We start from the raw sequence: 26,331 nt of genomic DNA on the forward strand, positions 1-26,331 counted from the left end.
GGAGCCGCCCTCGGCGACTTACCCTGGACGGGTGCCTAAGACGAAAAAGACGAAGGACCACAAGGGTGCCAAATCCGCCGATGGTTCTTCGCAGGTGAAGCCGGCCAAGGCGTCGAATGCGTCAAAGACGTCGACGCTGTCGAAGAAGGCCCTGGCCGCGGACGAGAAGGGCCTCGACTTCGCGCGCGCCTGGGTGGAATTCCCTGATCCGGCGGACGACGAGCAGGTGTTCCGCTGCGACCTGACCTGGCTGACCTCCCGCTGGAACTGCATCTTCGGCAGCGGCTGCCAGGGCATCCAGGCGGGCCGCGCGGACGACGGCTGCTGCACGCTGGGCGCGCACTTCTCCGACGAGGACGACGAGAAGCGGGTCGCCGGTCATGTGGCGCGGCTCACGCCGGAGGTCTGGCAGCACCACGCCGAGGGCACGCGGAACGGCTGGGTCTCGGAGGACGACGAGGGCTCCCGCCAGACCCGCCCCTTCAACGGCTCGTGCATCTTCCAGAACCGGCCCGGCTTCGCGGGCGGCGCGGGCTGCTCGCTGCACATCCTGGCGCTGCGGGAGGGCCGCGAGCCGCTGGAGACCAAGCCGGACGTCTGCTGGCAGCTCCCGATCCGCCGCACGTACGACTGGATCGACCGCCCCGACGACACGCGCGTCCTCCAGATCTCGATCGGCGAGTACGACCGCAGGGGCTGGGGCCCGGGCGGCCACGACCTGCACTGGTGGTGCACCTCGGCGACCTCGGCCCACGGCGCGGGCGACCCGGTCTACGTCTCCTACCGGCCGGAACTGACCGAACTGATGGGCAAGGCGGGCTACGACCGCCTGGCGGAGCTGTGCGAGGCGCGGCTCGCCTCCCAGCTCCCGCTGCTGGCCCCGCACCCGGCGGATCCTTCGAACTGACCTGCGCCCCGACTCCCTAGGGGCGCGGGGCCGTATCGATATGCGGCTCCGCCGCGCGGGCGCGACCAGCCACGACGGCACCGCACCCGCAACGGCGGGCAGCGCGCCCAGCCCGGCACCGCCGAATTCCACCGTCGTGGCCGAGCACCGTCGCGGCGGAAAGAGAAGACCGGCAGAGGCAAGGGACCGGCGGAAGCGAGCGACCGCCAGAGGGAACGGACCGGCGGAAGCAAGAGACCGGCAGAGGCAACGGACCGGCGGAAGCAAGAGACCGCCGGAGGGAACGGACCGGCGGAAAGAGGGCGGCAGAGGCAACGGATCGGCGGAAGCGAGAGACCGGCAGAGGCAACGGACCGGCGGAAGCAAGAGACCGGCAGAGGGAACGGACCGGCGGAAAGAGGGCGGCAGAGGGAACGGACCGGTGGAAAGAGGGCGGCCGGTGACGGTGCTCACCTCACGGAGTCGGGGGCGGACTCTCGCTGCCGGGGGTCGTCGGGGAAGGCGGCCCCGTCGGGCCGGTGGTGTCCGACTCCGTGGGCGTCGGCGTGGGCGAAGCCGACGTCGGTGGATCGCTGACCGGCGGTGACGGCTGCGTCGGGTCGGATGCCGTCGGTGTCGGTGTCGGCGTCGGCCTCCCCGCAGGGGGCGGTTTCGGGCCCCCGCGCGTCGGCGGAGCCGTCCCGTACCCGTCGATCGACACGACCGCCCCCGTCGGCGCCACCGCCACCTGTGCGCTCCAGTACCCGGCCGGCTCCCGCAGATGATCGACGTACACCTTGATCGTGAACGACTCGCCCGGCCGGAGCGTTCCCGACGGCCGGGAGAAGTAGAGCCAGCCCGCCGGGGTGGACACCGACCACCGCACCGCCGCGTCCCCGGACGCCGCGAGCGTGATCAGCGTCGTGTCGCCGTCGTTCGCGGCCGTCACCGCGAGGTGCCCCGCACCGGCCTTCGTCCGGCCGGCCCCGGAGACGCTGACCACCTCCACCGACACGTCGGCCTTGCCGTCCTTGCCGATGCGCGGCCCGGGTCTGGGGCTGGCGTTGCCGGCGTTCTCGTATCCCCCTGCCGTGTCGCCGTCGAGCGCATCGGGGCCGGCGGTCTCACGCGCGGTCGCGGACGGACCGTCGTGGCTATCCCCCGCCGGCGAGCCCCGGTACGCGGCCCACAGGGCCAGCACCGGCGCGGCCACCACCGTGGCGACGACGGTCGTCGTGACGGCACGCGCGCGGATCCGGTCGCGGCGGGCCGCGCGGTCCTTGGGGTCCATCGGGAAGCCGCGCCGGTCGAAGCGCGGGGCGGCGGCGCCACGCGCGCGTGGCTGGTGCGCCATGGCCATGTGCAGGGCCGCGCGGGGCGCCTCCAGGACGGGCAGCTCGGCGGGCGTGGTCATCGCGCCGGGCCACCGGCCGGGGGCCGCGCGTTCGGCGGTACGGCGGCAGCGCGGGCAGTCGTCGACGTGCCGGACCAGTTCCCGGCGCAGGGCGCTGCTGAGGACCAGCTGGCTGTCGCCGGTGAGGTGGGAGACGCTCGGACAGCCGCCGGTCTCGACGACGGCGAGGGCCGCGCGGGTGCGTTCGACCTCGCAGGCGGCGGAGGCGAGCAGATCCCGGGCGCCGGCCAGGTCCATGCCGAGGACGGCGGCGACCTCGTGGGCGGCGAGGTGGTGGCGTACGGCGAGTTCGAGCGCCTCGCGCTGCTCGGGGGTGGTGCCGGCGGCCTCGGGCCAGGCGAGCAGGGCGAGTTCGCCGCGCCGCTGCTCCTGGGTGTCGGCGGGGGCGGCGTGGTCGGGGGAGGCGGGGGCGATGTGCCGGCCGGCCGCGTGGGTGGCCTGACGTTTCTGCTTGGCCTGGGCGAGCCCGCGCAGACAGGCCCAGCGGGCCAGCGCGTACAGCCAGGCCCTGCGGTCCCCGGCGGCCTCCGGGACCCGCTGGCCGCGCCGCTCGGCGAGGGCGAGGACGTCCCCGAGCGCGGCGGTGGCCGTGTCGTGGTCGCACAGCACCGAGAGGCAGTAGGTGAACAGCCCGTCCAGGTACGGCTCGTAGCGCGCCGGCGGTCGGTGCGCCAGCGCACGCGCCGCCGTGCGATCACGCGCCGCGCGCGCCTCCCGGTGCGCCCGGTGTGCGCCGGTCGTTCGGGCCGAGGTCTCCGGACTGATGCTCATCACCCGTGCGACCGTAGGCGGCGCTGTACGGCCCCTTCTGGCGGCTTGAGCACTTTTAATCCGTACGGGTGAAACGATCCCTCAATAGGGGACAGGAACCTGTTCTTCCGCGGCTCGTACCCGTCGCGGGGTGGCCGGGAGCGGTCCACCCACACCTGTCACGCGGGCCACGGTGGACCCACTGTCAGTGGCGGGGGCTACGGTTTCCGCATGGCTGCCCGTACCAAGACCTCGAAGGACCGTCCGTCCTACCGCTGCACCGAGTGCGGCTGGCAGACGGCCAAGTGGCTCGGCCGGTGTGCCGAGTGCCAGGCGTGGGGGACGGTCGAGGAGTACGGCACCCCCGCGGTCCGTACGACGGCGCCCGGCCGGGTCACCACCTCCGCGGTGCCCATCGGCCAGGTCGACGGCCGTCAGGCCACCGCCCGCACCACCGGCGTCCCGGAGCTGGACCGGGTCCTCGGCGGCGGCCTGGTGCCCGGCGCGGTGGTGCTGCTCGCCGGTGAGCCCGGCGTCGGCAAGTCCACCCTCCTGCTCGACGTGGCGGCCAAGGCGGCCAGCGACGAGCACCGCACGCTCTATGTCACCGGCGAGGAGTCGGCGAGCCAGGTCCGGCTGCGCGCCGACCGCATCGGCGCCATCGACGACCACCTCTATCTCGCCGCCGAGACCGATCTGGCCGCCGTCCTCGGCCACTTGGACGCGGTGAAGCCGTCGCTGCTGATCCTGGACTCCGTCCAGACGGTCGCCTCTCCCGAGATCGACGGCGCCCCGGGCGGCATGGCCCAGGTCCGCGAGGTGGCCGGGGCGCTCATCCGCGCGTCCAAGGAGCGCGGCATGTCCACCCTGCTCGTGGGCCATGTCACCAAGGACGGCGCGATCGCAGGACCGCGGCTCCTCGAACACCTGGTGGACGTCGTCCTGCAGTTCGAGGGCGACCGGCACGCCCGCCTGCGCCTGGTCCGGGGCGTCAAGAACCGCTACGGCACCACGGACGAGGTCGGCTGCTTCGAACTGCACGACGAGGGCATCACGGGCCTCGCCGACCCGAGCGGACTCTTCCTGACACGACGTGCCGAGCCGGTCCCGGGCACCTGCCTGACCGTCACCCTGGAGGGCCGCCGCCCGCTGGTCGCCGAGGTCCAGGCGCTGACGGTGGACTCGCAGATCCCCTCCCCGCGCCGGACCACCTCCGGCCTGGAGACCTCCCGGGTGTCCATGATGCTGGCGGTGCTGGAGCAGCGCGGCCGGATCAGCGCGCTCGGCAAGCGGGACATCTACTCCGCGACCGTCGGCGGGGTGAAGCTCTCCGAGCCCGCCGCCGACCTGGCCATCGCCCTCGCCCTGGCCTCCGCGGCCAGCGACACCCCGCTCCCCAAGAACCTGGTCGCCATCGGCGAGGTCGGCCTCGCGGGCGAGGTCAGACGGGTCACCGGGGTCCAGCGCCGGCTCGCGGAGGCGCACCGGCTCGGCTTCACGCACGCGCTCGTGCCGGGCGACCCCGGCAAGATCCCGCCGGGCATGAAGGTCCTGGAAGTCGCCGACATGGGGGACGCCCTGCGGGTGCTGCCGCGCTCCCGTCACCGAGAGGCCCCACGGGAGGCGGAAGAGCGCCGGTAGACTTTGCCCTGGTCTCGCCCGTCCGTACGAACCGAGTGCGGAAACGGCAGCGCCTCAGAACCTGCGACCGGAGGAGTGCAGTGGCAGCCAACGACCGGGCAGGAGCTCCCGGAAAGTCCGGTGGGAGTGCCGGTTCCGATGGCCTGATGCGCGCCTCGCTGAGCGCCGTGGCTCCGGGCACGTCCATGCGGGACGGCCTGGAGCGGGTCCTCCGCGGCAACACCGGCGGACTCATCGTCCTCGGCTCCGACAAGACGGTCGAGACGATGTCCACGGGCGGTTTTGTCCTGGATGTCGAGTTCACGGCGACCCGGCTGCGGGAGCTGTGCAAACTCGACGGCGGCATCGTGGTCTCCTCGGACCTGTCGAAGATCCTCCGGGCGGGCGTGCAGTTCGTACCCGACGCGACGATCCCCACGGAGGAGACGGGCACCCGGCACCGCACGGCGGACCGTATCTCCAAGCAGGTCGGGTTCCCGGTGGTCTCGGTCTCCCAGTCGATGCGGCTGATCGCGCTGTACGTCGACGGTCAGCGCCGCGTCCTGGAGGACTCGGCGGCGATCCTCTCCCGCGCGAACCAGGCGCTGGCCACGCTGGAGCGGTACAAGCTCCGCCTGGACGAGGTCGCGGGAACGTTGTCGGCGCTGGAGATCGAGGACCTGGTGACGGTCCGCGACGTGTCGGCGGTCGCACAGCGCCTGGAGATGGTCCGCCGGATCGCCACGGAGATCGCCGAGTACGTGGTCGAACTGGGCACCGACGGGCGGCTTCTCGCCCTTCAGCTGGACGAGCTGATCGCCGGGGTCGAGCCCGAGCGCGAGCTGGTGGTGCGGGACTACGTGCCCGAGCCGACGGCGAAGCGCTCCCGCACGGTCGACGAGGCGCTCGCCGAGCTGGACGCCCTGAGCCACGCGGAGCTGCTGGAACTGCCGACGGTGGCGCGGGCGTTGGGGTACACGGGTTCGCCGGAGGCGCTGGACTCCGCGGTGTCGCCGCGCGGCTTCCGGCTGTTGGCGAAGGTGCCGCGGCTGCCGGGGGCGATCATCGACCGGCTGGTGGAGCACTTCGGGGGCCTGCAGAAGCTGCTCGCTGCGAGCGTCGATGACCTGCAGACCGTGGACGGCGTCGGCGAGGCCCGCGCCCGAAGCGTCCGCGAGGGCCTGTCGCGACTGGCGGAGTCTTCGATCCTTGAGCGGTATGTGTAGGCACCGCTTCAGCCACCCAGCTGCGGGCAGTCGTGCCGCTGGGGCGGCACGGGTGGGCGCAGCGGCACCCTGGCAGCGCCGGTAAGCGAAACCCCCTGCGCGCCAGCTGCTCAGCCGCGGGCCGGTGGGGCTGGCCGCGCAGTTCCCCGCGCCCCTTACGGGGCGCTAGTCCGCCGCCAGCACGAACGACGCCTGGGTCTTGGGGTACCCCGGCGCCGCCGCCTCCAGCAGGTACGTGCCCGCCCCGGCCGACCCCGCCGAAGGCGTCGCACACTGCGCGGCGCTCGGCTTCCGGTCCCACTTCAGGGTGTACGTGATGCTGCTCCCGGCCGGTACCCGGTACCACCGGCTCCCCGCCGCCTTCGGGCAGTCCGCCGACGACCAGTAGCTGTCGTCCGCGCTGGCCTGCGTGATGGTCAGCACCGCGTTCTTCGGCCCGAGGTCGATCTTGCAGTCGCTGGACGAGGTGTTCCTCGCGGCGAGTTCGAAGGTCGGCGTCTGCTCCGGCGAATACGAGTTGCGCAGGCTCTTCAGGCTCAACGCCACGGACCCGGCAGTGCAGTTGGGCAGTGCGGAAGACCCCGGCAGCGAGGCGACCGTACCGCCGGAACCCGACGTGACGTCGTCACCCGAGCCGGACGAGGAGCCGGAGGAACCGGAGGAACCCGACGTACCCGAGGAGGCCGACGCGCTGCCCGAGCCGGTCGACGGGGCACCGCCCGTCCCGCCCGAACTCCCGCCGTCGGAACCGGAACTCGACCCGTCCCGTCCGCCCGGTGCCTGGCTGATCGCCGGCCCGCTGCCGGACGGCCCCGGCGTGATCGTGGACACGGGGTTCTTGCCGTCCGACCCGCCGGCGTTCTTCTTGCCGCCCCCGTTGTTCGACGTCACGATCCATGCGATCAGCAGCGCCAGGACGACGAGCGCCGACAGCATGAAGACCCTCCGTCGCCAGTAGATGGAGGAGGGAAGCGGCCCGACCGGATTGCGCAGAGATCCCACGGCGCAAACTGTACGAGAGATCCGTGCACTTCCTCGCCCCACCCGCCGCCCAAACCTCAACTTTTCCGGATCATCATTCCGGCAACTCCCGTCGACACGGCCCCTCTTCACCGTGAGCCGCCGTGAGCCGCCGTGAGTCACCACGAGCGGTGTCACGAGCGGTGTCACGAGCGGTGTCACGAGAGCCGTCAACCCCGACCCCGCCGCGGACCACGTCCACCCCACCCGTCGCCGGACGTGGCAGGATCGGGAGGGCCATGACTGAGAAGCTCCACGCCCCCGTGATCGCCTGGTTCGACGCCCACGCCCGTGACCTCCCCTGGCGCCGCCCGGAGGCGGGCCCGTGGGGGGTGATGGTCAGCGAGTTCATGCTGCAGCAGACCCCGGTGAGCCGGGTGCAGCCCGTGTACGAGCAGTGGCTGGCCCGCTGGCCGCGCCCCGCCGACCTCGCCGAGGAGGCGCCCGGCGAGGCGGTCCGCGCCTGGGGCCGGCTCGGCTACCCGCGCCGCGCCCTGCGGCTGCACGGCGCCGCCGTCGCCATAACGGAACGCCACGACGGTGACGTACCGACGGATCACGCGCAGCTGCTCGCGCTGCCGGGCATCGGCGAGTACACCGCCGCGGCCGTCGCCTCCTTCGCCTACGGGCAGCGGCACGCCGTGCTCGACACCAATGTGCGGCGGGTGTTCGCACGGGCCGTGACCGGCGTGCAGTACCCGCCGAACGCCACCACCGCCGCCGAGCGCAGGCTCGCCCGTGAACTGCTGCCCGAGGACGAGCGGACCGCCGCCCGCTGGGCCGCCGCCTCGATGGAGCTGGGCGCCCTGGTGTGCACGGCGAAGAACGAGACGTGCCAGCGGTGTCCGATCGCCGGGGAGTGCGCGTGGCGGCTGGCCGGCAAGCCGGAGCACGAGGGGCCGCCGCGGCGCGGGCAGACGTACGCCGGTACCGACCGCCAGGTGCGCGGCAAGCTGCTCGCCGTCCTGCGCGAGGCGCACACCCCCGTACCGCAGACGGCGCTCGACCGGGTGTGGCACGAGCCGGTGCAGCGGGCGCGCGCGCTGGACGGGCTGGTCTCGGACGGGCTGGTGGAGCCGCTCGCGGGCGGCCTGTACCGGCTTCCGCTGGGCTGACGTACAGCCACATCACAGCGGAAGGGGCTCTGTTACGGCCTCACCGGCAGGGCAAATCACCGTATAGCCGGTCATAAACCCGCACCCGCTTACCCCGCACCTACTTCCGTTACACAACCGACGGACAGCCGATTGCTACCCGCAGGCTGCTCCGCACAGGCCCGTGACAACGAGTCCGTAGCTTCGTTTCTGTGCCCGCCAGGACCGCGGGACGGCAGGAACTCAGGCACAGGGCCGGGGAAAACGGGGATCGGGAGGCGGTTGATCATGGCGCAGGGCGAGGTGCTCGAATTCGAGGAGTACGTCCGCACCCGGCAGGACGCGCTGCTGCGCAGCGCCCGCCGGCTGGTCCCGGACCCGACGGACGCCCAGGACCTGCTGCAGACCGCGCTGGTCCGGACGTACGGCCGCTGGGAGACCATCGAGGACAAGAAGCTCGCCGACGCCTACCTGCGCCGGGTCATGATCAACACAAGGACCGAGTGGTGGCGGGCCCGCAAGCTGGAGGAGGTCCCCACCGAGCAGCTGCCGGACGCCTGCGTGGCGGACTCCACCGAGCAGCACGCGGACCGCGCTCTGCTCATGGACATCATGAAGGTTCTGGCTCCGAAGCAGCGCAGTGTCGTGGTGCTGCGACACTGGGAGCAGATGTCCACGGAGGAGACGGCCGCCGCCCTCGGCATGTCGGCCGGAACGGTCAAGAGCACGCTGCACCGGGCGCTCGCCCGGCTCCGCGAGGAGCTGGAGTCACGCGATCTCGACGCACGCGCGCTGGAGCGTGAGGAGCGGGAGCGTTGCGCGGCCTGACCGGCACGGGGCCCAGCAGGGGCCCGGCGAGTGCACAGGCGGTGATCACGGCGACGGCCGTGCTCGCCGCCCTCGCCCTTTTCGCCGCGGCCTGCGGCACCGGTGGCACCGGAGCCCGTGACGAGGGCCCGGCACACGCCGACTCGGTCGGGAACGCCCCGGCCGCCGCGGTCCCCTCGCCCAACCCGTCCCAGACGTACGAGAAGGTCGACGCGGTCGCCCTGGTGAAGGCCGACCCGGTGGTCTCGGCCACGGTGAAGCGGGACCTCAAGCCCTGCTCGGGCGACGAGTACCCGGTCGACGTGACCTACGGCGACCTCACCGGCGGCCCGGTCGAGGATATCGTCGTCAACGTGCTGACCTGCGGAGACGCGGTCGGGGTGGGGGCGTACGTGTACCGCAGCGAGAGCGGCGCCTACAAGAACGTCTTCAAGGCCGAGGAATCCCCGGTCTACGCGGAGATAGACAGGGGCGACCTGAGCGTGACCAAGCAGGTGTACGAGAAGGGCGACCCCGTGTCGAGCCCCTCCGGCGAGAACGTGATCACCTACGGCTGGGCCTCGGGACGCTTCGTCCAGGAGGACTTCCACCACACGGACTACGGCAACGCGGCCGGCAGCGGCGACGCCACGCCGGAGCCCTCCCCCGGCAACTGAACCCACCCCACCGACCACCGCCCACCGACCACCGAGAGAGCCGGGATGGCAGACCAGACCCACGTGCTGTTCGTCGAGGACGACGACGTCATCCGCGAGGCCACCCAGCTCGCCCTGGAGCGGGACGGCTTCGCGGTCACCGCCATGCCCGACGGCCTGTCGGGGCTTGAGGCCTTCCGCGCCGACCGGCCCGACATCGCCCTGCTGGACGTGATGGTCCCGGGCCTGGACGGGGTGAGCCTGTGCCGGCGCATCCGTGACGAGTCGACCGTCCCGGTGATCATGCTGTCGGCGCGCGCCGACTCGATCGACGTGGTGCTGGGTCTGGAGGCGGGCGCCGACGACTACGTCACCAAGCCGTTCGACGGCGCCGTACTGGTCGCCCGGATCCGGGCGGTGCTGCGCCGCTTCGGGCACGCGAGCGGCGGCGAGAAGCCGCACGAGGACGCGGCTCCGGTCTCCGGCGGCCTGCTCGTCTTCGGCGACCTGGAGATCGACACCGAGGGCATGGAGGTGCGCCGGGCCGGGCAGCCGGTCGCGCTGACGCCCACCGAGATGCGGCTGCTCCTGGAGTTCTCCTCGGCACCGGGCACCGTACTCTCCCGCGACAAGCTGCTGGAACGCGTCTGGGACTACGGCTGGGGCGGGGACACCCGGGTCGTCGACGTGCATGTGCAGCGGCTGCGGACCAAGATCGGCCAGGACCGGATCGAGACGGTCCGTGGTTTCGGCTACAAGTTGAAGGCCTGAGCGAGGCGGTCATGCGGGGGTTCTTCAGCCGTTACCGGGGTCCGGGACTGCGCACCGGACTCAGATGGAAGCTGAGCGCGGCGATCGCGCTGGTCGGCGCGCTGGTCGCGATCGCGCTGAGCCTGGTGGTGCACAACGCCGCCCGGGTCTCGATGCTGGACAACGCGCGCGATCTGGCCAACGAGCGGCTGCAGATCGCGCAGCGCAACTACGAGCTGTACGGGAGGGCGAACTTCCCGGACGTCAAGGTCGACGACCCCCGGCTGCCGCCGGCCCTGCGCGAGCGGGTCGACGCGGGCCGCCGGGCGACCGACGTCATCGACCACGGCACCGGCGCGCCGGACATCTGGGCGGCGGTGCAGGCCAAGGACGGGCGCGTGCTGTCCCTGCACAGCACCTTCGCGAACCGCAGCAGCAATGTGCTGAAGGACCTCGACCAGGCCCTCGTCATCGGCTCCATCGCGGTGGTCCTCGGCGGCAGCGCGCTCGGCGTGCTGATCGGCGGACAGCTCTCGCGGCGGCTGCGCAAGGCGGCGGCCGCGGCCAACCAGGTCGCCCAGGGCGAGCCGGACGTGCGGGTGCGGGAGGCGATCGGCGGGGTCGTACGGGACGAGACCGACGACCTGGCGCGAGCGGTGGACGCCATGGCGGACGCGTTGCAGCAGCGCCTGGAGGCCGAGCGGCGGGTGACGGCCGACATCGCGCACGAGCTGCGTACGCCGGTGACCGGCCTGCTCACGGCGGCCGAGCTGCTGCCGCCCGGCCGGCCGACGGAACTGGTCCTGGACCGGGCGAAGGCGATGCGCACCCTCGTCGAGGACGTGCTGGAGGTGGCCCGTCTGGACAGTGCCTCCGAGCGGGCCGAGCTGCAGGACATCATGCTGGGCGAGTTCGTCGCCCGGCGGGTGGCCGCGAAGGACCCGGAGATCGAGGTGCGGGTGGTGCACGAGTCGGAGGTCACCACCGATCCGCGCCGGCTGGAGCGGGTGCTGTTCAACCTGCTCGCCAACGCGGCCCGGCACGGCAAGCCGCCCGTCCAGGTGACCGTCGAGGGCCGGGTCATCCGGGTCCGCGACCACGGCCCGGGTTTCCCGGAGGAACTCCTCGCCGAGGGCCCGAGCCGCTTCCGCACCGGCAGCACGGACCGTGCGGGCCAGGGCCACGGCCTGGGTCTGACCATCGCGGCGGGTCAGGCACGCGTCCTGGGCGCCCGTCTGACCTTCCGCAACATCCGCCCGGCGGGCTCCCCCGAGCACATCCCGGCGGAGGGTGCGGTGGCCGTGCTCTGGCTCCCGGAGCACGCGCCGACGACCACGGGCAGCTACCCGATGCTGCCGGGGCCCACAAAGGCGGGCGGCCGATGAGCCACTCCACACAACCGACACAGCGGCCCTGACGCGCCCCGTAAGGGGCGCTGGGGGTACCCCCGGCCGAAGGCCGGGGGAGGAACTGCGCGACAAGCCCCCACCGGCCCGCGGATCACCACTCGCCGCTCGGCCCCCATCCAGTGGCCTTCAGGTGCGGGCGACGAGGACCTCCTCGCCGCGTGACGGCCGCAGGCCGTCGGTGCGGCCGGCGAAGTAGCGGTCGGCGAGTTCCTCGGCCGGGACGTGCCGGGTGTCCCGGAAACCGGCCTCGCGGGCGAGGGCCGCCATCCGCTCGGGTGCGTAGAAGCTCAGGAAGGGCGTGCCGGCGGCCCGCGCGCCCCGCTGGGCCACCCGCAGCTGCTCCTGCTGGTCCGGCTCGACGTCCTCGACGGGCCGCAGGAACGTCGTGACCAGCGTCGACCCGGGGGCGAGCCCCGCGATGTGCCGGAAGGTGGCGGCGACGGCGTCCTCGGTGAGGTACATCGTGACCCCGGCGGACGCGACCACGGCCGGACGGCGCGGATCGAACCCGGCGGCGGCCAGCTGCCCCCACCAGTCCCCCTCGAAGTCCACCGGCACCGGTGTCAGCCAGTCGGGCACGCCGTACCCCAGCTCGGTCAGCCGCCGCCGCTTCCAGGCCACGGCTCCGGCCCGGTCGGCCTCGAACACCCGTAGCCCGGCGGCCACCGCGTCGGCGGCCCGGCGCTGCGCGAAGGTGTCGAGCCCGGCGCCGAGGACGAGGTACTGGTCCACCCCGCGCCCGGCCTCCGCCAGCACCAGGTCCTCGACGAACCGCGCCCGGGCCACGATGGACGCCCGGGTCCGCCGGGTGGCCTCGACATCCATGTCCGGCCGGGCCCGCCAGCCGTCCCCGGCGTCCGCGCCCGCGCCCTCGCCCGGCTCGGCGAGCCGCAGCCCGACCTCGTCCTCGATGACGTACGGCGGCGGATCGGCCCGCAGGTGCAGCGCCCGCCACAGGGCGGTGCGGACGGCGGTGTGGTCGGGCCCGGTCTCCGTCGGCATGCTCAGAACTCCTTGGAGAAGTCGAGCTCTTCGCTGCGCTCTGTCAGCGAGTACCAGTTGCCGTTGTCGTCGCGGAAGATCGCCTCGATGCCGTACGGGCGTTCCTTGGGCTCCTGGACGAACTCGACGCCCCGCGCCCTGAAGGTCTCGTAGTCGCCGCGGCAGTCGTCCGTGCGGAACGCGCCGGCCCCCATGACCCCCTTGGCGACCAGTTTGCGCAGCGCCTCGGCGGACTCGGGGTCGAGGCCAGGACCGTCCAGGCGCATCAGGGCGATTTCGACACCGGGCTGGTCCTTGGCGCCGACGGTGACCCAGCGCATGTCGCCCATCGCGATGTCGTCGCGGAGCTCGAAGCCGAGCTTCTCGGTGAAGAACGCCTTGGTGCGCTGCTGGTCGAAGGTCCATACGGTGGTGATGGCCAGCCCCTGGATCATGGCTCCGCTCTCCTGCCTGCCCGGCCGCTGCCGCCGGACGGTCGCTGTTCCTGTCCGTGTTCCTGTCCGTCACGGTAGGCAGCCGGGTCCGGGCCGCGCTTCTCGGAAGTTGCGCTTCTGTTCGGGAACCCGCCGGCCCAGAGCAGGGCGTAGCAGCCGGGGATGAGGGAGGCGCCGCGGCCGACGTGTGCGGTCCGGTACTCGGTGGGGCTGAGGCCGGTGCGGGCCTTGAACGTCGCCGAGAAGGCGCCGAGGCTGCTGAAGCCGACCAGGTGGCAGATCTCGGTGACGCTGAGGTCCGCGCCGCGGAGCATCTCCTCCGCCCGCTCGATCCTGCGGTGCGTCAGGTACTGGCCGGGTGTCTCGCCGTACGCCTCCTTGAAGGCGCGCAGGAAGTGGTACCGCGAGTACCCGGCGTGCGCGGCGACCGCGTCGAGATCGAGGGCCGGGTCGGCCCAGTCCCGGTCCATGGCGTCCTTGGCGAGGCGTAGCTGCCGCAACTTGTCCACGCCGTCAATTCTCGGCCCGGAACGGCGAAGCGGGTGGTCCCGGGGGCCGCAGCCCCGAGACCACCCGCACGTCGCTCAGCCGATCCCGGCCACCCGGACTCCGCTCAGACCGCCTCGACCATCGGTATCGGTGCCGTCTCGTCCGCCTTCTGCGGTCCGCCCTTCAGGGGGACCTCCTTCACGAAGACCGCCGCCACCAGCACCAGCACGGCGATCACGGCGCCGAGCAGGAACGCCGAGTGGGTGCCGGCCGACACCGCGTGCTGGTACGCCTCGCGCGCCGCGGCCGGCAGCTTCGCCAGGCTCTTCGCGTCCAGCTGCGCCGACTGCTCGGTGATCTTGGAGCCCAGCGAGCCGGCCCGCTCGGCCATGACGTCCTTGACCCGGTTGTTGAAGATCGCGCCCATGATGGCGACACCGAAGGACGAGCCGAGCGTACGGAACAGGGTGGTGGACGAGGACGCGACGCCCATGTCCTTCATCTCCACGCTGTTCTGCGCGACCAGCATGGTGATCTGCATCAGGCAGCCCATGCCGAGGCCGACCACGGCCATGTACACACCGGAGGTGAACCGGGTGGTGTCCGTGTCCATCGTGGACAGCAGGTACAGCCCGACGGTCAGCAGCACCCCGCCCGCGAGGGGGAAGATCTTGTAGCGGCCGGTGCTGGTGGTGACCCGGCCGGCGACCATCGAGGTCACCAGCATCGCGCCGAGCATCGGGAGCAGCAGCAGACCGGAGTTGGTCGCGGACGCGCCCTGCACGGACTGCTGGTAGAGCGGCAGGAACAGCGTGGCGCCGAACATCACGAAGCCCACGATGAAGCCGATGATCGACATCAGGGTGAAGTTGCGGCTGCGGAAGATGTGCAGCGGCAGGACCGGCTCGGCGGCCTTGGTCTGCCAGAAGACGAAGCCGATCAGGGCGACGACGCCGATGGCGATCAGTTCCATGATCCGCGCGGACGTCCAGGCGTACTCGGAGCCGCCCCAGGTGGTGACCAGCACGATCGAGGTGATGCCGAGGGTCAGCAGACCGGCGCCGAGGTAGTCGATGCGCGTCTTGTTCCGCTTCTTCGGCAGGTGCAGTACGGCGCTGATGGCGGCCAGCGCGACCACGCCGAGCGGCAGGTTGATGTAGAAGGCCCAGCGCCAGCCCCAGTTGTCGGTGATGGTGCCGCCGACCAGCGGACCGCCGATCATGGCGAGCGCCATGACGCCGGCCATCATGCCCTGGTACTTGCCGCGCTCGCGGGGCGGCACGAGGTCGCCGATGATCGCCATGACACCGACCATCAGACCGCCGGCGCCGAGGCCCTGGACGGCACGGAACCCGATCAGCTGACCCATGTCCTGGGCCATGCCGCTGAGCGCGGAGCCGATCAGGAAGATGACTATGGAGGTCATGAAGGCGCCCTTGCGCCCGTACATGTCACCGAGCTTGCCCCAGATCGGGGTGGACGCCGCGGTCGCCAGGGTGTACCCGGTCACGACCCACGCCAGATGCTCCAGACCGCCCAACTCGCCCACGATCGTCGGCATCGCCGTGCCCACGATCATGTTGTCGAGCATCGCGAGCATCATCGCGACCATGAGCGCGAGGATCACGACCCGTACGCTCTTCGGCTCTTTCTCCGACTGTTTCTGCGGCTGCTGGGCCGCCTCCGGTGCCTCAGGTGTCTCCTGGCCGGTGCCGGCCGCCTGGGTGTCCGCCATTTCTCCCACTCCCCCTGACGACAGCTACTTACTTGCCGCCCGGCTAGTTCAGTACACTCGGAAGTTAGACCCGTTGCTAGCCGGGCGTCAAGTAAGTTTACTAGCCGGGCGGCAAGCAAGTTTCCGCGGGAGTACGAGGAGTAAGAGGATGAGCGTCACCATGGACGGCACCAAGCAGCAGCGCCGCGGGAACACCCGCCAGCGCATCCAGGACGTGGCGCTCGAACTCTTCGCCGAGCAGGGCTACGAGAAGACCTCCCTGCGGGAGATCGCCGAGCGCCTCGACGTGACCAAGGCAGCCCTCTACTACCACTTCAAGACCAAGGAAGAGATCCTGGTCAGCGTCTTCGAGGACCTGACGCGGCCGATCGAGGACCTGATCGAGTGGGGCAAGGGCCAGCCGCACACCCTGGAGACCAAGCAGGAGATCGTGCGGCGGTACCACAAGGCGCTCGCCGACGCCGAACCGCTGTTCCGGTTCATGCAGGAGAACCAGGCGACGGTCCGGGAGCTGCGGATCGGCGACACCTTCAAGGACCGGATGCGCGGCCTGCGGAACATCATCATCGACCCGGACGCGGCGCTGACCGACCAGATCCGCTGCATCAGCGCGCTCTTCACCCTGCACGCCGGCATGTTCGTGATGCAGGACGTCGAGGGCGACCCCCAGCAGAAGCGCGAGGCGGTCCTGGAGGTCGCCGTGGACCTGGTGACCCAGGCCCACCGGGGCACACACCCGGCCTAGGGCCTGTCTGACACTTCGCCCTCCAAGCGGACCCGGTGAAGTCGGCTGCGGAACCGCGCCCCGTCAGGGGCGCTGGGGGTACCCCCAGCCGAAGGCTGGGGGAGGAACTGCGCGACCAGCCCCCACCGGCCCGCGGTAAACGAACGGCACAATCAGCGAAGCGCTTAGAGGACGCCTCGACCCCTAGAGGCTCACGCCCTTGGCGCGCAGGAAGGCGACGGGATCGACCGCGGAGCCGTAGTTAGGGGTCGTGCGGATCTCGAAGTGCAGGTGCGGGCCGGAGGAGTTGCCGGTGTTGCCGGAGCGGGCGAGGTGCTGACCGGTCCTGACGATCTGGCCGACCCTGACGTCGATGCGGGACAGGTGGGCGTACTGCGAGTACTGGCCGTTGCCGTGCCTGACGACGATGGCGTTGCCGTACGCGGGACCGTCACCGGCACCGTTGCCGCCGGCCTTGACGACGGTGCCGCCGTGCGCCGCAACGACCTCGGTGCCGCTCGGCACCGCGAAGTCCTGACCGCTGTGCCTGGCGGCCCACATGCCGCCGGCCTGGTTGAAGGTCGCGGAGAGCGTGTACTTCTTCACCGGGTCGACCCAGGCCGCGGCGCTGGAGGTGGCGGCCGACGCGACCCCGGACCCCACCACGGCCGTGACCCCGACACCGGCGGCCAGAACGGCGGCCCGCTTGCGGAGCGAGGACGTACGGGGGGCACGGAGAGCGGCGCGCAGGGACATCGGAACCTCGTGGAGTAGACAACAGGACTCCCCTCCGGCACCGGCCCGCGTGGGGGCGGCCGCCGAACGGGGCATCCCTTGGTAACCCGGAGGCCGGGCCCCTCTCAAACCCCGCCGTCTACGAGGCCCCCTAGTAACCATGCCCAGAATTGACCGTTTCTTGACAGAGCCGCCCCGGCCGGGCTGGCCATTCCCGGCAATCGCGCCGCATGCGGCCCGTGGAGCAAAAAGCCCCTTTTACTCTTTCAAAAGGTCCACTATGCCGGCTAGTAACGGGCATTTCGCCCGTGCGCTATGTCACCGGAGACCGAGATCCACAGCCACCGGAATGTGACGGGCACCACGCCGGTGGGTTCTCCCTCAACCTCTTCCGACCGCACATCGCGTGATGCACACCCCTAGCCACCTACTCCCCAGTAACCCTACCGTTCCCCTCGCGCCACCTCCCTCGCTCACCATGCCCCTGACATAGCCGGACGTGAGAGGACACCCCCACCGATGACCACAGGCACCTGGACCCGCCGCATATCCGTCACCGCCGTCTCCGTGGCCGCGCTCGCCGGGATGGCCGCGCCGGCCCAGGCCGCGACGGAGAGCAGCTCCACCACGGTCGACTACGCCACCTGGCAGCAGGACTGCCAGTCCGTGATGGACCAGGCACTGCCCTACCTGAAGCAGCGCATCGCCGCCGCCCAGCCGGGCGAGAAGCAGGCGATCGTCTTCGACATCGACAACACCACGCTGGAGACCGACTACGGCTTCAGCTACCCCCAGCCGGCCAACAAGCCGGTCCTGAACGTGGCCAGGTACGCCCAGGAGCACGGCGTCTCCCTGTTCTTCGTCACCGCGCGCCCCGGCATCATCTACCTGCCGACCGAGTACAACCTGGAGCACGACGGCTACCAGGTCTCCGGCCTCTACGTGCGCGGCTTCCTCGACCTGTTCAAGGATGTCGCCGCCTACAAGACCGCCCAGCGCGTCGACATCGAGAACAAGGGCTACGACATCATCGCGAACATCGGCAACAGCGCCACCGACCTCTCGGGCGGCCACGCCGACAAGACGTTCAAGCTGCCTGACTACAACGGCCAGTTGTCGTAGGCCGCCGATAGGCTCCATCCGCTGACGGGACTCACGGGGGTGGCGGATGGAGCCGACGGTACTGGGCGGGAAGCTGGCGTCGAGCCTGATGGGCCCGCTGCTGAAGAAGCTGTTCGTGGCGGACGGGCCGGGCGCGGGGCTGGTCGACCGACCGGTACGGCTGAAGAGCCTGGTCTCCTTCCGCGGCGAGAAACGCGTGCTCGTCGAGAAGGACGTGCACAGACTCGCGGAGCACCTGGTCGGCCAGGCGGTCGACTCACCCGGTGAGCCGCCCTTCCGGGCCGGCGAGCGGATGGCCGTCGCCGACGCCCTCGCCCGCCGGCTGCTCGCCCTCGGCGACCTGGACATGGACGACGTCCAGGCGGTACGGCTCGGCCACCGCGAACTCGCCCGGACCCTCGCGCGCTCGGCACCCGCACCCGACGGACTCTCCGCCGACGCCGGCCACTTCCTCGACTCCGCGGCGGAGTGGGCCTGTCTCCAGATCCTGGAGTTCTTCACCCGCCGCTCCACCTTTGTCGCCCGCACCCTCGTGGAACAGACCCGGGACCAGACCGAACTCATCGCGAAGATCGACGAGTTGCTTGCCCGCACCCCACGCCCCGACGGCCGCGACACCGCCTTCGAACGCCGCTACCGCTCCTACGTCGCCGAACGCCACAACCACATCACCATCTACGGCATCGATCTGCGGGAATCCCCCGACCGCTGGCCGCTAGAGGTCGCCTACCTCAGCCTGGAGGCGACCGCCGCCGACGACGGCGCCCTCCCCGGTGACGGCCCGGGCGCGGCCCCGGTCACCGTCCAGCTCCCCGCCGAGGAGGCCCTGCTCGCCCACGACCGCGTCCTGCTGCGCGGCGACGCGGGCTCCGGCAAGACGACGCTGGTGCAGTGGCTGGCGGTGACGGCGGCACGCGAGGGCACGCACATCCCGTACGTCCTTCCGCTGCGCACCGTGATCCGCGGCAACGGCGCTCTGCCCTTCCCCTTCCCCTCCGCCTTCGTGTCCGCGGTGAGCGCCCCCCTGTCCGCGCCCGAAGGCTGGACGGAACGCGTCCTGGGAGCAGGCCGCGCCATGATCCTCGTCGACGGCCTGGACGAGATCCCCGCCGTCGAACGCCGTTACGTCCGTGACTGGCTGCTCTCCCTCATCAACGCCTACCCGGGCAACCGCTGGCTGCTGACCTCCCGCCCCTCCGCGGTCCGCCCGGACTGGCTCGCCGCACAGGGCTTCCGCGAACTGACCCTGGCCCCCATGCGCCGCGCGGACGTGGCGACCTTCGTCCACCGCTGGCACTCGGCGGCCGATGCCCCGCAGTTCGAGGGCCCGCTCCTCGACTCCCTGCGCACCAAACGCGACCTGGCCCGCCTCGCCACCAACCCCCTGATGTGCGGCCTGATCTGCGCCCTGCACCGGGAACGCCGGGGCTACCTCCCCACCGGCCGCAAGGAGCTCTACGACGCCGCCCTCACGATGCTGCTGGCCCGCCGCGACCGGGAGCGGGGCATGGGCTCGGTGGACGAGGTGGAGTTGAGCGAGGAGGCCCAGCTGGAGCTGCTGCAACGGCTCGCCTACGCGCTCGTGCTGAGCAACCGCACGGAGATGGACCTGGAGACCGCGGAAACGATCGTGGACCGCAGTCTGCCCTCCCTCGCACTGCCGCGCGGACGGTCGGACGCGTCGACCGTGCTGCGCACCCTGCTCCTGCGCAGCGGCCTGATCCGCCAACCCGCCGACGGGGTCCTGGACTTCGTCCACCGCACCTTCCAGGACTATCTCGGCGCCCGGTACGCGGTGGAGGAAGGCCACGTGAACGTCCTCGCCGACCATGCGGACGACACCCAGTGGGAGGACGTGATCCGCATGGCCGTGGCCCATGCCCGGCCCGGGGAACGGGCATCGCTGCTACGGCGGTTGCTCGCGGCCCGGTCGCCCCGGCTGACCCTGCTGGCGTTTGCCTGCCTGGAGCATGCGGTGGCGCTGGACGCGGGCGTGCGGGCGGAGGTGGAGAGGCGGGCGGCGGAGCTGATCCCGCCGCGGACCAGGGAGGACGCGCAGACGCTCGCGGAGGCCGGGCCCCTGGTGCTGGAGCTGCTGCCGGGGCCCGAGGGGCTGACCGCGGAGGAGGCGCAGAGCGTCACCGTCACCGCCTCCCTGCTCGGCACCGAGGAACCGGAGGGAGCCCTCGGCGTGCTGCGCCGGTTCCGCGACCACCGGGACCTCAAGGTGCGTCGGCAGCTGGTGGGGACCTGGAGCCGCTTCGACACCACGGTCTACGCGTCGGAGGTGCTGGACGAGCTGCGTCGCACAGGCCTCTACCTCACCTGTGAGTCCGCCGAGCAGCGTGCCGCTCTGAGCGGGATGCGGCCTTGGCGCGGTCTCGCGTTCCTGGGCAGGCACTCGGTCGGACAGATCCTGGACGCGGTCCCCGAGCCCGGGGCCGTGACCCTCCTCGACCTGCGGGACAACCCGCTCCTCACGGACCTGGGCGACCTGTTGCCCTTCGGGTCCCTGCACGATCTGCTGCTGGCCCGCTGTCCGGCGGCGCACGGCCTGGAGCGGCTCGCGGAGCTTCCGCTCGCCGAGCTGATCTGCGGGCAGATCGCCGACGTCACGGGCCTGAAGTCGCTGGGCTCGCTCGTCCGGCTCACCGTGGAACAGGAGCTCCCCGGCGACAGCCTCGGCGAGGTGCTGCCCGTCGACGCGGCACTGGAGTTCCTCTTCCTCGGCCGGAACAGCACGAACCGCACCGGGCTGCGCGGCCTGGAGCACTGGACCAGCCTCACGGAACTCAGCCTCGGACCGCTGACCGCGGAGCTGACGGCGGCCGACTGGCAGGCGGTGGCCCGACTGCCCGGGCTGCGGACCCTGCATCTGAACGCGCGGATTCTGCGGGAGCTGCCGCTCTCCGTCGATCGCATGCCGAAGCTCTCCGGCGTCGAGGTACTGCGCGTCCCCGGGCTGCTCGGCACCGAGGACTTCTCCGCCCTGGCACGCCGGCTGCCCGCGGTGCGCGCAGTGATCCTGCAGAACATGCCGGGGCACGCTTTTCCCACGTCCCGGTTCTCCGAGTACTTCCCCGGAGTGGACATCAGCCTGGTGAAACGCTGAAGGGGCCGGTGCTCCGAAAAGCACCGGCCCCTTCAAGGCACAGCCCTGAGGCTTACGCCTCCTTGCTCAGGTTCGGTCCGGCACCGCCGGCCGCCTGCTCGATCGGCGGGACGTCGGGGAGGGCCGACTTCTCCTCGCCGCGGAAGGTGAAGGTCGCGGTGTCGCCCTCGCCCTCCGTGTCGACGACCACGATGTGACCGGGGCGCAGCTCGCCGAAGAGGATCTTCTCCGAGAGCGTGTCCTCGATCTCGCGCTGGATCGTGCGACGCAGCGGACGCGCGCCCAGCACCGGGTCGTAGCCCTTCTTGGACAGCAGCTCCTTGGCGGACTGGGAGAGCTCGATGCCCATGTCCCGGTCCTTGAGGCGCTCGTCCACCTTGCCGACCATGAGGTCGACGATCCGCAGGATGTCCTCCTGGGTCAGCTGCGGGAAGACGACCACGTCGTCGACGCGGTTGAGGAACTCGGGGCGGAAGTGCTGCTTGAGCTCGTCCGAGACCTTGTTCTTCATGCGCTCGTAGTTCGACTTCGTGTCGCCCGTGGCCGCGAAGCCCAGGTTGAAGCCCTTGGAGATGTCCCGGGTGCCGAGGTTGGTCGTCATGATGATGACCGTGTTCTTGAAGTCCACGACCCGGCCCTGGGAGTCGGTCAGGCGACCGTCCTCCAGGATCTGCAGCAGGCTGTTGAAGATGTCCGGGTGGGCCTTCTCGACCTCGTCGAAGAGGACGACGGAGAACGGCTTGCGGCGGACCTTCTCGGTCAGCTGGCCGCCCTCTTCGTAGCCCACGTAGCCGGGGGGCGAGCCGAAGAGACGCGACACCGTGTGCTTCTCGCTGAACTCCGACATGTCGAGGGAGATCAGCGCGTCCTCGTCACCGAAGAGGAACTCGGCGAGGGCCTTGGACAGCTCGGTCTTACCGACACCGGACGGGCCGGCGAAGATGAACGAGCCACCGGGGCGCTTCGGGTCCTTCAGACCGGCACGCGTACGGCGGATCGCCTTCGACAGCGCCTTGACGGCGTCGACCTGGCCGATGACCCGCTTGTGGAGCTCGTCCTCCATGCGCAGCAGACGCGAGGACTCCTCCTCGGTGAGCTTGAAGACCGGGATGCCCGTGGCCGTGGCCAGCACCTCGGCGATCAGCTCGCCGTCGACCTCGGCGACGACGTCCATGTCGCCGGCCTTCCACTCCTTCTCCCGCTTGGCCTTGGCGGCCAGGAGCTGCTTCTCCTTGTCGCGGAGGGAGGCGGCCTTCTCGAAGTCCTGCGAGTCGATCGCGGACTCCTTGTCCCGGCGGACGGCGGCGATCTTCTCGTCGAACTCGCGCAGGTCCGGCGGAGCGGTCATCCGGCGGATGCGCATCCGGGAACCGGCCTCGTCGATCAGGTCGATCGCCTTGTCCGGCAGGAAGCGGTCCGAGATGTAGCGGTCGGCCAGGGTGGCCGCCTGGACCAGCGCCTCGTCCGTGATGGAGACCCGGTGGTGGGCCTCGTACCGGTCACGGAGACCCTTGAGGATCTCGATCGTGTGCGGCAGGGACGGCTCGGCGACCTGGATGGGCTGGAAGCGGCGCTCCAGGGCCGCGTCCTTCTCCAGGTGCTTGCGGTACTCGTCCAGGGTGGTGGCACCGATGGTCTGCAGCTCACCGCGGGCCAGCATCGGCTTCAGGATCGAAGCGGCGTCGATGGCGCCCTCGGCGGCACCCGCACCGACCAGCGTGTGCAGCTCGTCGATGAACAGGATGATGTCACCGCGGGTGCGGATCTCCTTGAGCACCTTCTTCAGGCGCTCCTCGAAGTCACCGCGGTAGCGGGAGCCGGCGACCAGGGCGCCGAGGTCCAGGGTGTAGAGGTGCTTGTCCTTGAGGGTCTCGGGCACCTCGCCCTTGACGATGGCCTGGGCGAGGCCCTCGACGACGGCGGTCTTGCCGACGCCGGGCTCACCGATCAGGACCGGGTTGTTCTTGGTACGGCGGGACAGCACCTGCATGACCCGCTCGATCTCCTTCTCGCGCCCGATGACCGGGTCGAGCTTGGACTCACGAGCGGCCTGGGTGAGGTTCCGGCCGAACTGGTCGAGGACCAGGGACGTCGAGGGGGTGCCCTCGGCAGGGCCGCCGGCGGTGGCGGTCTCCTTGCCCTGGTAACCGGAGAGCAGCTGGATGACCTGCTGCCGCACCCGGTTGAGATCAGCGCCCAGCTTGACCAGGACCTGGGCGGCGACGCCCTCGCCCTCACGGATCAGGCCGAGCAGGATGTGCTCCGTGCCGATGTAGTTGTGGCCCAGCTGAAGGGCCTCGCGGAGCGACAGCTCCAGGACCTTCTTGGCACGGGGGGTGAAGGGGATGTGCCCGGACGGGGCCTGCTGGCCCTGGCCGATGATCTCCTCCACCTGCTGGCGGACCGCCTCGAGCGAAATCCCGAGGCTCTCAAGGGCCTTGGCGGCGACACCCTCACCCTCATGGATCAGGCCCAGGAGGATGTGCTCGGTGCCGATGTAGTTGTGGTTGAGCATCCGGGCTTCTTCCTGAGCCAGGACGACAACCCGCCGCGCGCGGTCGGTGAACCTCTCGAACATCGTTAATCGCTCCTCAGAGCGGTCAGGCAGTGGGGGGAACTTCCCCTCTCTGTCCTACCGCAGCTTAGTCCCGCAAGCAGGGACCGCTCATTCCAACTGCCGACACCGTCGATGGCCTCCTGACCCCGAACGCCGACATCTGCTCCAACCCGATGGTGCGAGACGATGTTCCCGCAGGCCAGGCAGTTACCCCTTCCGCCAGTACGCCGATGGCGAACGTGAGACGCCCTCGCCTGCGTGTCGCCCCCTCCCACTAGGGATGTCTTACCCGCAGCGACTGACAGTCCATGCCGTAGGCCCCCGGTCCCTCCGCTACGGGCGAACAACCTTGCGTCTCGCCGGACCCCCGCCCGACCCCTTTTCCGGCACTCTGTGCAGTCGCACGCACACCCAGCGTAACTCGGGTGGAGTCGGGACGGTTGCACCTGGCATGGCTGGCACAGCACCTCCGGCGGCTTCCACGGTCCCTCACCCCCGTCGTCCGTTCGATTCCGGTTCCGAGTGCGGCCGGCAGTGGGGCCGGCTCCGGCACTGGTACGAGAACGATCTGGGATGGGCAACAGTGCCCGCGGCGCCCGGAGAGCCGTTGAGGCTGGTCACGGGCGGGCGCTTCGACGTGCTGGAGATGCCGGCGCGAGCGGGCGTACGGGCGCTCGGGCGGCTGGCGCCGGGCTCTCCGGTGGCCCTTCAGGGCGGCCGGATGCGGCTGCTGGTGGCCGCGGGCAGCGCGGAGGAGCTGCCGGGGCTGCTGGACTGGCTGGAGTGGGGCGCACCGGCCCTCGATCTCGACCTGCGGGCGCTGGGCGCCGGGGGCGCGATGGACGCGCCGGCACGGCCCGAGCCGGCGGTCGATGGGATCCGGCCGCCTTCCGTATCCGCCGACGGGCCGGGCGGGCCCGTGCAGGGGGCCGCCGTCTGGTTGCGGCCCCCCGAGTCGGGGTGCGAGGTCGAGGCCTCGCTGCCGACACTGTCGGCCATGGGGGGCGTCGGAGGCGCCCCCGATCTCGTACGGCTGGTGAACACGGTGGCCACGGAGTGCCACCGCATCCGGCTGCGGCGCGCGGGCCGCGGGCCGGAGGGTTGTCAGGCGTTGGCGTCCTCGTAAGCCTGGCGAATCGTCGCGGGAACACGGCCGCGGTCGTTGACCTCGTAACCGTTCTCCTTGGCCCACGCGCGAATCTGCGCGGTGTCCTGGCTGCCGCCGGAAGCCGCACGGGCCTTTCCACGTCCGCCCGCAGCACGGCCACCGGTACGCCGGCCGCCCTTGACATACGGGTCGAGAAGGCCGCGCAGCTTGTCCGCATTGGAGGTCGTGAGATCGATCTCGTACGTCTTGCCGTCCAACGCGAACGTCACGGTCTCGTCCGCCTCGCCGCCGTCGAGGTCGTCGACAAGAAGGACCTGAACCTTCTGTGCCACCGGATTTCCTTTCATCGATAACTTCAGGGCCGGGGGTCTGCGGCGTCCGCCGTTTCGCCGCCCCCTGTTATATGCAGTACTGCAGTACGTCGGAAAGCAAACCGCTTTTGCGGGAAAAACACAAACCCCTGGGAGAGACCGAGGGGCCCGCTCCCGCCCGGAAACATGCGCGTTTCGGACATAGGGCACCTGGGCAAGGCGGGTCGTCCGGAATAGCGGCCCGATCTCCCGCCCATCTCTGCCCCGATGACCCTTGTCGAACCTTGTCGACCCTTGTCCGCCGCGATCCCTCTCGGCGATCACAGATGCAGAAGCATCCGGCTGTTGCCCAAGGTGTTCGGTTTCACTCGTTCGAGTCCGAGGAACTCCGCGACACCCTCGTCATAGGAACGCAGCAGCTCCGCGTAGACATCGGTGTCGACGGGCGTCTCGCCGATCTCCACGAAGCCGTGCTTCCCGAAGAACTCGACTTCGAAGGTCAGACAGAAAACGCGGCGAACACCAAGCCAACGCGCGGTCTCCAGCAACTTCTCCAGCAACTGATGACCGACACCGGCACCCTTGAGGCTCCGGTTCACCGCGAGAGTGCGTACTTCCGCGAGGTCTTCCCACATCACGTGCAGTGCGCCGCAGCCGACCACCTCGGCGTTGTCGTCTCGTTCCGCGACCCAGAACTCCTGGATGTCCTCGTAAAGCGTCACCGTGGCTTTGTCGAGCAGGATGCGGTCGCGAACGTACGCGTCGAGGAGGCGGCGCACCGCCGGGACATCGCTGGTCCGGGCCCGCCGGACGGTGATGGCTTTTGCGGTGACTTCGGGGCGCGTCGCTGACATGAGCGGACGCTATCGCCCGCCGGTGTCCGCCACGGAGCCGGGGTTCTCCCCTCGCGGAGCTTCCCGGTCTTCCCTCTCTTCCCGCTGTTCCCGGCTATCCGGACCCTGCACGATGCGTACGGCGTCCCGCAGAGCCTGCCGCTGTTCGTCGCTCATCATCCCGAAGAAGGCGACGAGCGCGGCGGCCGGGTTGTCACTCTGCGACCAGGCGTCGTTCATCAGGGCGGCGGCGTAGGCGGCCCGGGTGGAGACGGCCTCATATCGATAGGCGCGCCCTTCGGCCTCCCGCCGGACCCAGCCCTTCTGATGGAGATTGTCCAAAACGGTCATCACCGTGGTGTAGGCGATCGACCGTTCCTGCTGAAGGTCTTCCAGGACTTCTCGAACGGTCACCGGGCGGTTCCACTTCCACACCCGCGTCATGACCGCGTCTTCGAGTTCTCCCAATGGGCGAGGCACAGCCAGAACAATAGTGGGAGATCTCGCCAATCGCGTGCCGGACGTGCACTTTCACCA

The 26,331-nt window shown here is 70.8% G+C and carries 23 protein-coding genes; 12 read left to right on the forward strand and 11 right to left on the reverse strand.

Annotated elements, in window-relative coordinates:
• The first annotated feature begins 94 nt into the window (after positions 1-94).
• Positions 95-907: a DUF3109 family protein gene (locus tag SSP29_RS08135; RefSeq protein WP_438363787.1), complete on the forward strand. Its 813-nt coding sequence runs from the start codon at positions 95-97 to the stop codon at positions 905-907.
• A 454-nt stretch (positions 908-1,361) separates the two neighbouring features.
• Here SSP29_RS08135 and SSP29_RS08140 read toward each other — a convergent pair whose 3' ends face one another.
• Positions 1,362-3,071, reverse strand: a complete 1,710-nt coding sequence (locus tag SSP29_RS08140) for a BACON domain-containing protein (protein ID WP_150133757.1) — start codon at positions 3,069-3,071, stop codon at positions 1,362-1,364.
• Positions 3,072-3,281: 210 nt separating this feature from the next.
• Between SSP29_RS08140 and radA the strand changes: the two genes are divergently transcribed.
• Positions 3,282-4,691, forward strand: a complete 1,410-nt coding sequence (radA, locus tag SSP29_RS08145) for a DNA repair protein RadA (protein WP_089099878.1) — start codon at positions 3,282-3,284, stop codon at positions 4,689-4,691.
• Between the two features lie 80 nt (positions 4,692-4,771).
• The gene (disA, locus tag SSP29_RS08150) at positions 4,772-5,896 is read left to right on the forward strand and encodes a DNA integrity scanning diadenylate cyclase DisA (RefSeq protein WP_089099879.1); all 1,125 of its coding nucleotides are present in this window, start codon (positions 4,772-4,774) and stop codon (positions 5,894-5,896) included.
• A gap of 165 nt (positions 5,897-6,061) precedes the next feature.
• Here disA and SSP29_RS08155 read toward each other — a convergent pair whose 3' ends face one another.
• The gene (locus SSP29_RS08155) at positions 6,062-6,898 is read right to left on the reverse strand and encodes a hypothetical protein (RefSeq protein WP_150133759.1); all 837 of its coding nucleotides are present in this window, start codon (positions 6,896-6,898) and stop codon (positions 6,062-6,064) included.
• A gap of 257 nt (positions 6,899-7,155) precedes the next feature.
• Here SSP29_RS08155 and SSP29_RS08160 point away from each other — a divergent pair, with 257 nt between their 5' ends.
• From SSP29_RS08160 to cseC, 5 genes are all read left to right on the forward strand, one after another.
• The gene (locus SSP29_RS08160) at positions 7,156-8,031 is read left to right on the forward strand and encodes an HhH-GPD family protein (RefSeq protein WP_089099881.1); all 876 of its coding nucleotides are present in this window, start codon (positions 7,156-7,158) and stop codon (positions 8,029-8,031) included.
• Between the two features lie 267 nt (positions 8,032-8,298).
• Entirely contained in the window at positions 8,299-8,838 is a 540-nt protein-coding gene (locus SSP29_RS08165) for a SigE family RNA polymerase sigma factor (RefSeq protein ID WP_089099882.1), read from the forward strand.
• Positions 8,826-9,494, forward strand: a complete 669-nt coding sequence (locus tag SSP29_RS08170) for a hypothetical protein (protein WP_089099883.1) — start codon at positions 8,826-8,828, stop codon at positions 9,492-9,494. The genes SSP29_RS08165 and SSP29_RS08170 overlap by 13 nt, the downstream gene beginning before the upstream one ends.
• A 45-nt stretch (positions 9,495-9,539) precedes the next feature.
• Positions 9,540-10,244 carry a two-component system response regulator CseB gene (gene cseB / locus SSP29_RS08175; RefSeq protein WP_089099884.1) on the forward strand — a complete coding sequence of 235 codons (705 nt, stop codon included), beginning with the start codon at positions 9,540-9,542 and terminating at the stop codon, positions 10,242-10,244.
• Positions 10,245-10,255: 11 nt separating this feature from the next.
• Entirely contained in the window at positions 10,256-11,608 is a 1,353-nt protein-coding gene (cseC, locus tag SSP29_RS08180) for a two-component system sensor histidine kinase CseC (protein ID WP_089099885.1), read from the forward strand.
• A gap of 150 nt (positions 11,609-11,758) precedes the next feature.
• Here cseC and SSP29_RS08185 read toward each other — a convergent pair whose 3' ends face one another.
• The 4 genes from SSP29_RS08185 to SSP29_RS08200 all read right to left on the reverse strand — a co-directional run bounded on the left by SSP29_RS08185 (position 11,759) and on the right by SSP29_RS08200 (position 15,292).
• On the reverse strand, positions 11,759-12,634 hold the full coding sequence (locus SSP29_RS08185) for a class I SAM-dependent methyltransferase (RefSeq protein ID WP_089099886.1): 876 nt from the start codon (positions 12,632-12,634) through the stop codon (positions 11,759-11,761).
• Positions 12,635-12,636: 2 nt separating this feature from the next.
• The gene (locus SSP29_RS08190) at positions 12,637-13,068 is read right to left on the reverse strand and encodes a VOC family protein (RefSeq protein WP_089099887.1); all 432 of its coding nucleotides are present in this window, start codon (positions 13,066-13,068) and stop codon (positions 12,637-12,639) included.
• Complete coding sequence (locus SSP29_RS08195; RefSeq protein ID WP_089099888.1) at positions 13,065-13,538, reverse strand: helix-turn-helix transcriptional regulator; 474 nt, start codon at positions 13,536-13,538, stop codon at positions 13,065-13,067. Before SSP29_RS08195 ends, SSP29_RS08190 begins: the two co-directional genes overlap by 4 nt.
• 143 nt (positions 13,539-13,681) lie before the next feature.
• On the reverse strand, positions 13,682-15,292 hold the full coding sequence (locus SSP29_RS08200) for an MDR family MFS transporter (protein ID WP_089099889.1): 1,611 nt from the start codon (positions 15,290-15,292) through the stop codon (positions 13,682-13,684).
• A 148-nt stretch (positions 15,293-15,440) separates the two neighbouring features.
• Here SSP29_RS08200 and SSP29_RS08205 point away from each other — a divergent pair, with 148 nt between their 5' ends.
• On the forward strand, positions 15,441-16,037 hold the full coding sequence (locus tag SSP29_RS08205) for a TetR/AcrR family transcriptional regulator (RefSeq protein WP_089099890.1): 597 nt from the start codon (positions 15,441-15,443) through the stop codon (positions 16,035-16,037).
• Between the two features lie 183 nt (positions 16,038-16,220).
• Here the strand turns inward: SSP29_RS08205 and SSP29_RS08210 are convergent, their stop codons facing one another.
• Entirely contained in the window at positions 16,221-16,772 is a 552-nt protein-coding gene (locus SSP29_RS08210) for a M23 family metallopeptidase (protein ID WP_089099891.1), read from the reverse strand.
• A 498-nt stretch (positions 16,773-17,270) separates the two neighbouring features.
• On the opposite strand from SSP29_RS08210, the gene SSP29_RS08215 reads away from it, so the two are divergent.
• Complete coding sequence (locus SSP29_RS08215; protein WP_089099892.1) at positions 17,271-17,873, forward strand: HAD family acid phosphatase; 603 nt, start codon at positions 17,271-17,273, stop codon at positions 17,871-17,873.
• A 46-nt stretch (positions 17,874-17,919) separates the two neighbouring features.
• The gene (locus tag SSP29_RS08220) at positions 17,920-20,985 is read left to right on the forward strand and encodes an NACHT domain-containing protein (protein WP_089099893.1); all 3,066 of its coding nucleotides are present in this window, start codon (positions 17,920-17,922) and stop codon (positions 20,983-20,985) included.
• A 52-nt stretch (positions 20,986-21,037) separates the two neighbouring features.
• On the opposite strand, the gene SSP29_RS08225 is transcribed toward SSP29_RS08220, so the two are convergent.
• Entirely contained in the window at positions 21,038-23,563 is a 2,526-nt protein-coding gene (locus SSP29_RS08225; RefSeq protein WP_089099894.1) for an ATP-dependent Clp protease ATP-binding subunit, read from the reverse strand.
• Positions 23,564-23,993: 430 nt separating this feature from the next.
• Between SSP29_RS08225 and SSP29_RS08235 the strand changes: the two genes are divergently transcribed.
• Positions 23,994-24,668 (forward strand): SCO3374 family protein, encoded by a 675-nt coding sequence (locus tag SSP29_RS08235; RefSeq protein ID WP_089099896.1) that lies wholly within the window; start codon positions 23,994-23,996, stop codon positions 24,666-24,668.
• Here SSP29_RS08235 and SSP29_RS08240 read toward each other — a convergent pair.
• The 3 genes from SSP29_RS08240 to SSP29_RS08250 form a co-directional block, all read right to left on the reverse strand.
• Positions 24,647-24,982 (reverse strand): histone-like nucleoid-structuring protein Lsr2, encoded by a 336-nt coding sequence (locus tag SSP29_RS08240; protein WP_089099897.1) that lies wholly within the window; start codon positions 24,980-24,982, stop codon positions 24,647-24,649. The two genes, SSP29_RS08235 and SSP29_RS08240, sit on opposite strands and share 22 nt — an antisense overlap.
• Before the next feature lie 299 nt (positions 24,983-25,281).
• Entirely contained in the window at positions 25,282-25,815 is a 534-nt protein-coding gene (locus tag SSP29_RS08245) for an amino-acid N-acetyltransferase (protein ID WP_089099898.1), read from the reverse strand.
• A gap of 9 nt (positions 25,816-25,824) precedes the next feature.
• Complete coding sequence (locus SSP29_RS08250) at positions 25,825-26,238, reverse strand: BlaI/MecI/CopY family transcriptional regulator (protein ID WP_245883082.1); 414 nt, start codon at positions 26,236-26,238, stop codon at positions 25,825-25,827.
• Positions 26,239-26,331 lie beyond the last annotated feature (93 nt).

It is taken from the genome of Streptomyces hyaluromycini, assembly GCF_002217755.1.
Taxonomy (GTDB): domain Bacteria; phylum Actinomycetota; class Actinomycetes; order Streptomycetales; family Streptomycetaceae; genus Streptomyces; species Streptomyces hyaluromycini.

Bases quoted from the DNA above. Each gene is read 5' to 3' on its own strand.
- SSP29_RS08140 (WP_150133757.1), bottom strand. From the start codon at position 3,071: ATGAGCATCAGTCCGGAGACCTCGGCCCGAACGACCGGCGCACACCGG.
- radA (WP_089099878.1), top strand. From the start codon at position 3,282: ATGGCTGCCCGTACCAAGACCTCGAAGGACCGTCCGTCCTACCGCTGC.
- SSP29_RS08160 (WP_089099881.1), top strand. From the start codon at position 7,156: ATGACTGAGAAGCTCCACGCCCCCGTGATCGCCTGGTTCGACGCCCAC.
- SSP29_RS08165 (WP_089099882.1), top strand. From the start codon at position 8,299: ATGGCGCAGGGCGAGGTGCTCGAATTCGAGGAGTACGTCCGCACCCGG.
- cseB (WP_089099884.1), top strand. From the start codon at position 9,540: ATGGCAGACCAGACCCACGTGCTGTTCGTCGAGGACGACGACGTCATC.
- cseC (WP_089099885.1), top strand. From the start codon at position 10,256: ATGCGGGGGTTCTTCAGCCGTTACCGGGGTCCGGGACTGCGCACCGGA.
- SSP29_RS08185 (WP_089099886.1), bottom strand. From the start codon at position 12,634: ATGCCGACGGAGACCGGGCCCGACCACACCGCCGTCCGCACCGCCCTG.
- SSP29_RS08190 (WP_089099887.1), bottom strand. From the start codon at position 13,068: ATGATCCAGGGGCTGGCCATCACCACCGTATGGACCTTCGACCAGCAG.
- SSP29_RS08195 (WP_089099888.1), bottom strand. From the start codon at position 13,538: ATGGACCGGGACTGGGCCGACCCGGCCCTCGATCTCGACGCGGTCGCC.
- SSP29_RS08200 (WP_089099889.1), bottom strand. From the start codon at position 15,292: ATGGCGGACACCCAGGCGGCCGGCACCGGCCAGGAGACACCTGAGGCA.
- SSP29_RS08205 (WP_089099890.1), top strand. From the start codon at position 15,441: ATGAGCGTCACCATGGACGGCACCAAGCAGCAGCGCCGCGGGAACACC.
- SSP29_RS08210 (WP_089099891.1), bottom strand. From the start codon at position 16,772: ATGTCCCTGCGCGCCGCTCTCCGTGCCCCCCGTACGTCCTCGCTCCGC.
- SSP29_RS08215 (WP_089099892.1), top strand. From the start codon at position 17,271: ATGACCACAGGCACCTGGACCCGCCGCATATCCGTCACCGCCGTCTCC.
- SSP29_RS08220 (WP_089099893.1), top strand. From the start codon at position 17,920: ATGGAGCCGACGGTACTGGGCGGGAAGCTGGCGTCGAGCCTGATGGGC.
- SSP29_RS08225 (WP_089099894.1), bottom strand. From the start codon at position 23,563: ATGTTCGAGAGGTTCACCGACCGCGCGCGGCGGGTTGTCGTCCTGGCT.
- SSP29_RS08235 (WP_089099896.1), top strand. From the start codon at position 23,994: ATGGCTGGCACAGCACCTCCGGCGGCTTCCACGGTCCCTCACCCCCGT.
- SSP29_RS08245 (WP_089099898.1), bottom strand. From the start codon at position 25,815: ATGTCAGCGACGCGCCCCGAAGTCACCGCAAAAGCCATCACCGTCCGG.
- SSP29_RS08250 (WP_245883082.1), bottom strand. From the start codon at position 26,238: ATGACGCGGGTGTGGAAGTGGAACCGCCCGGTGACCGTTCGAGAAGTC.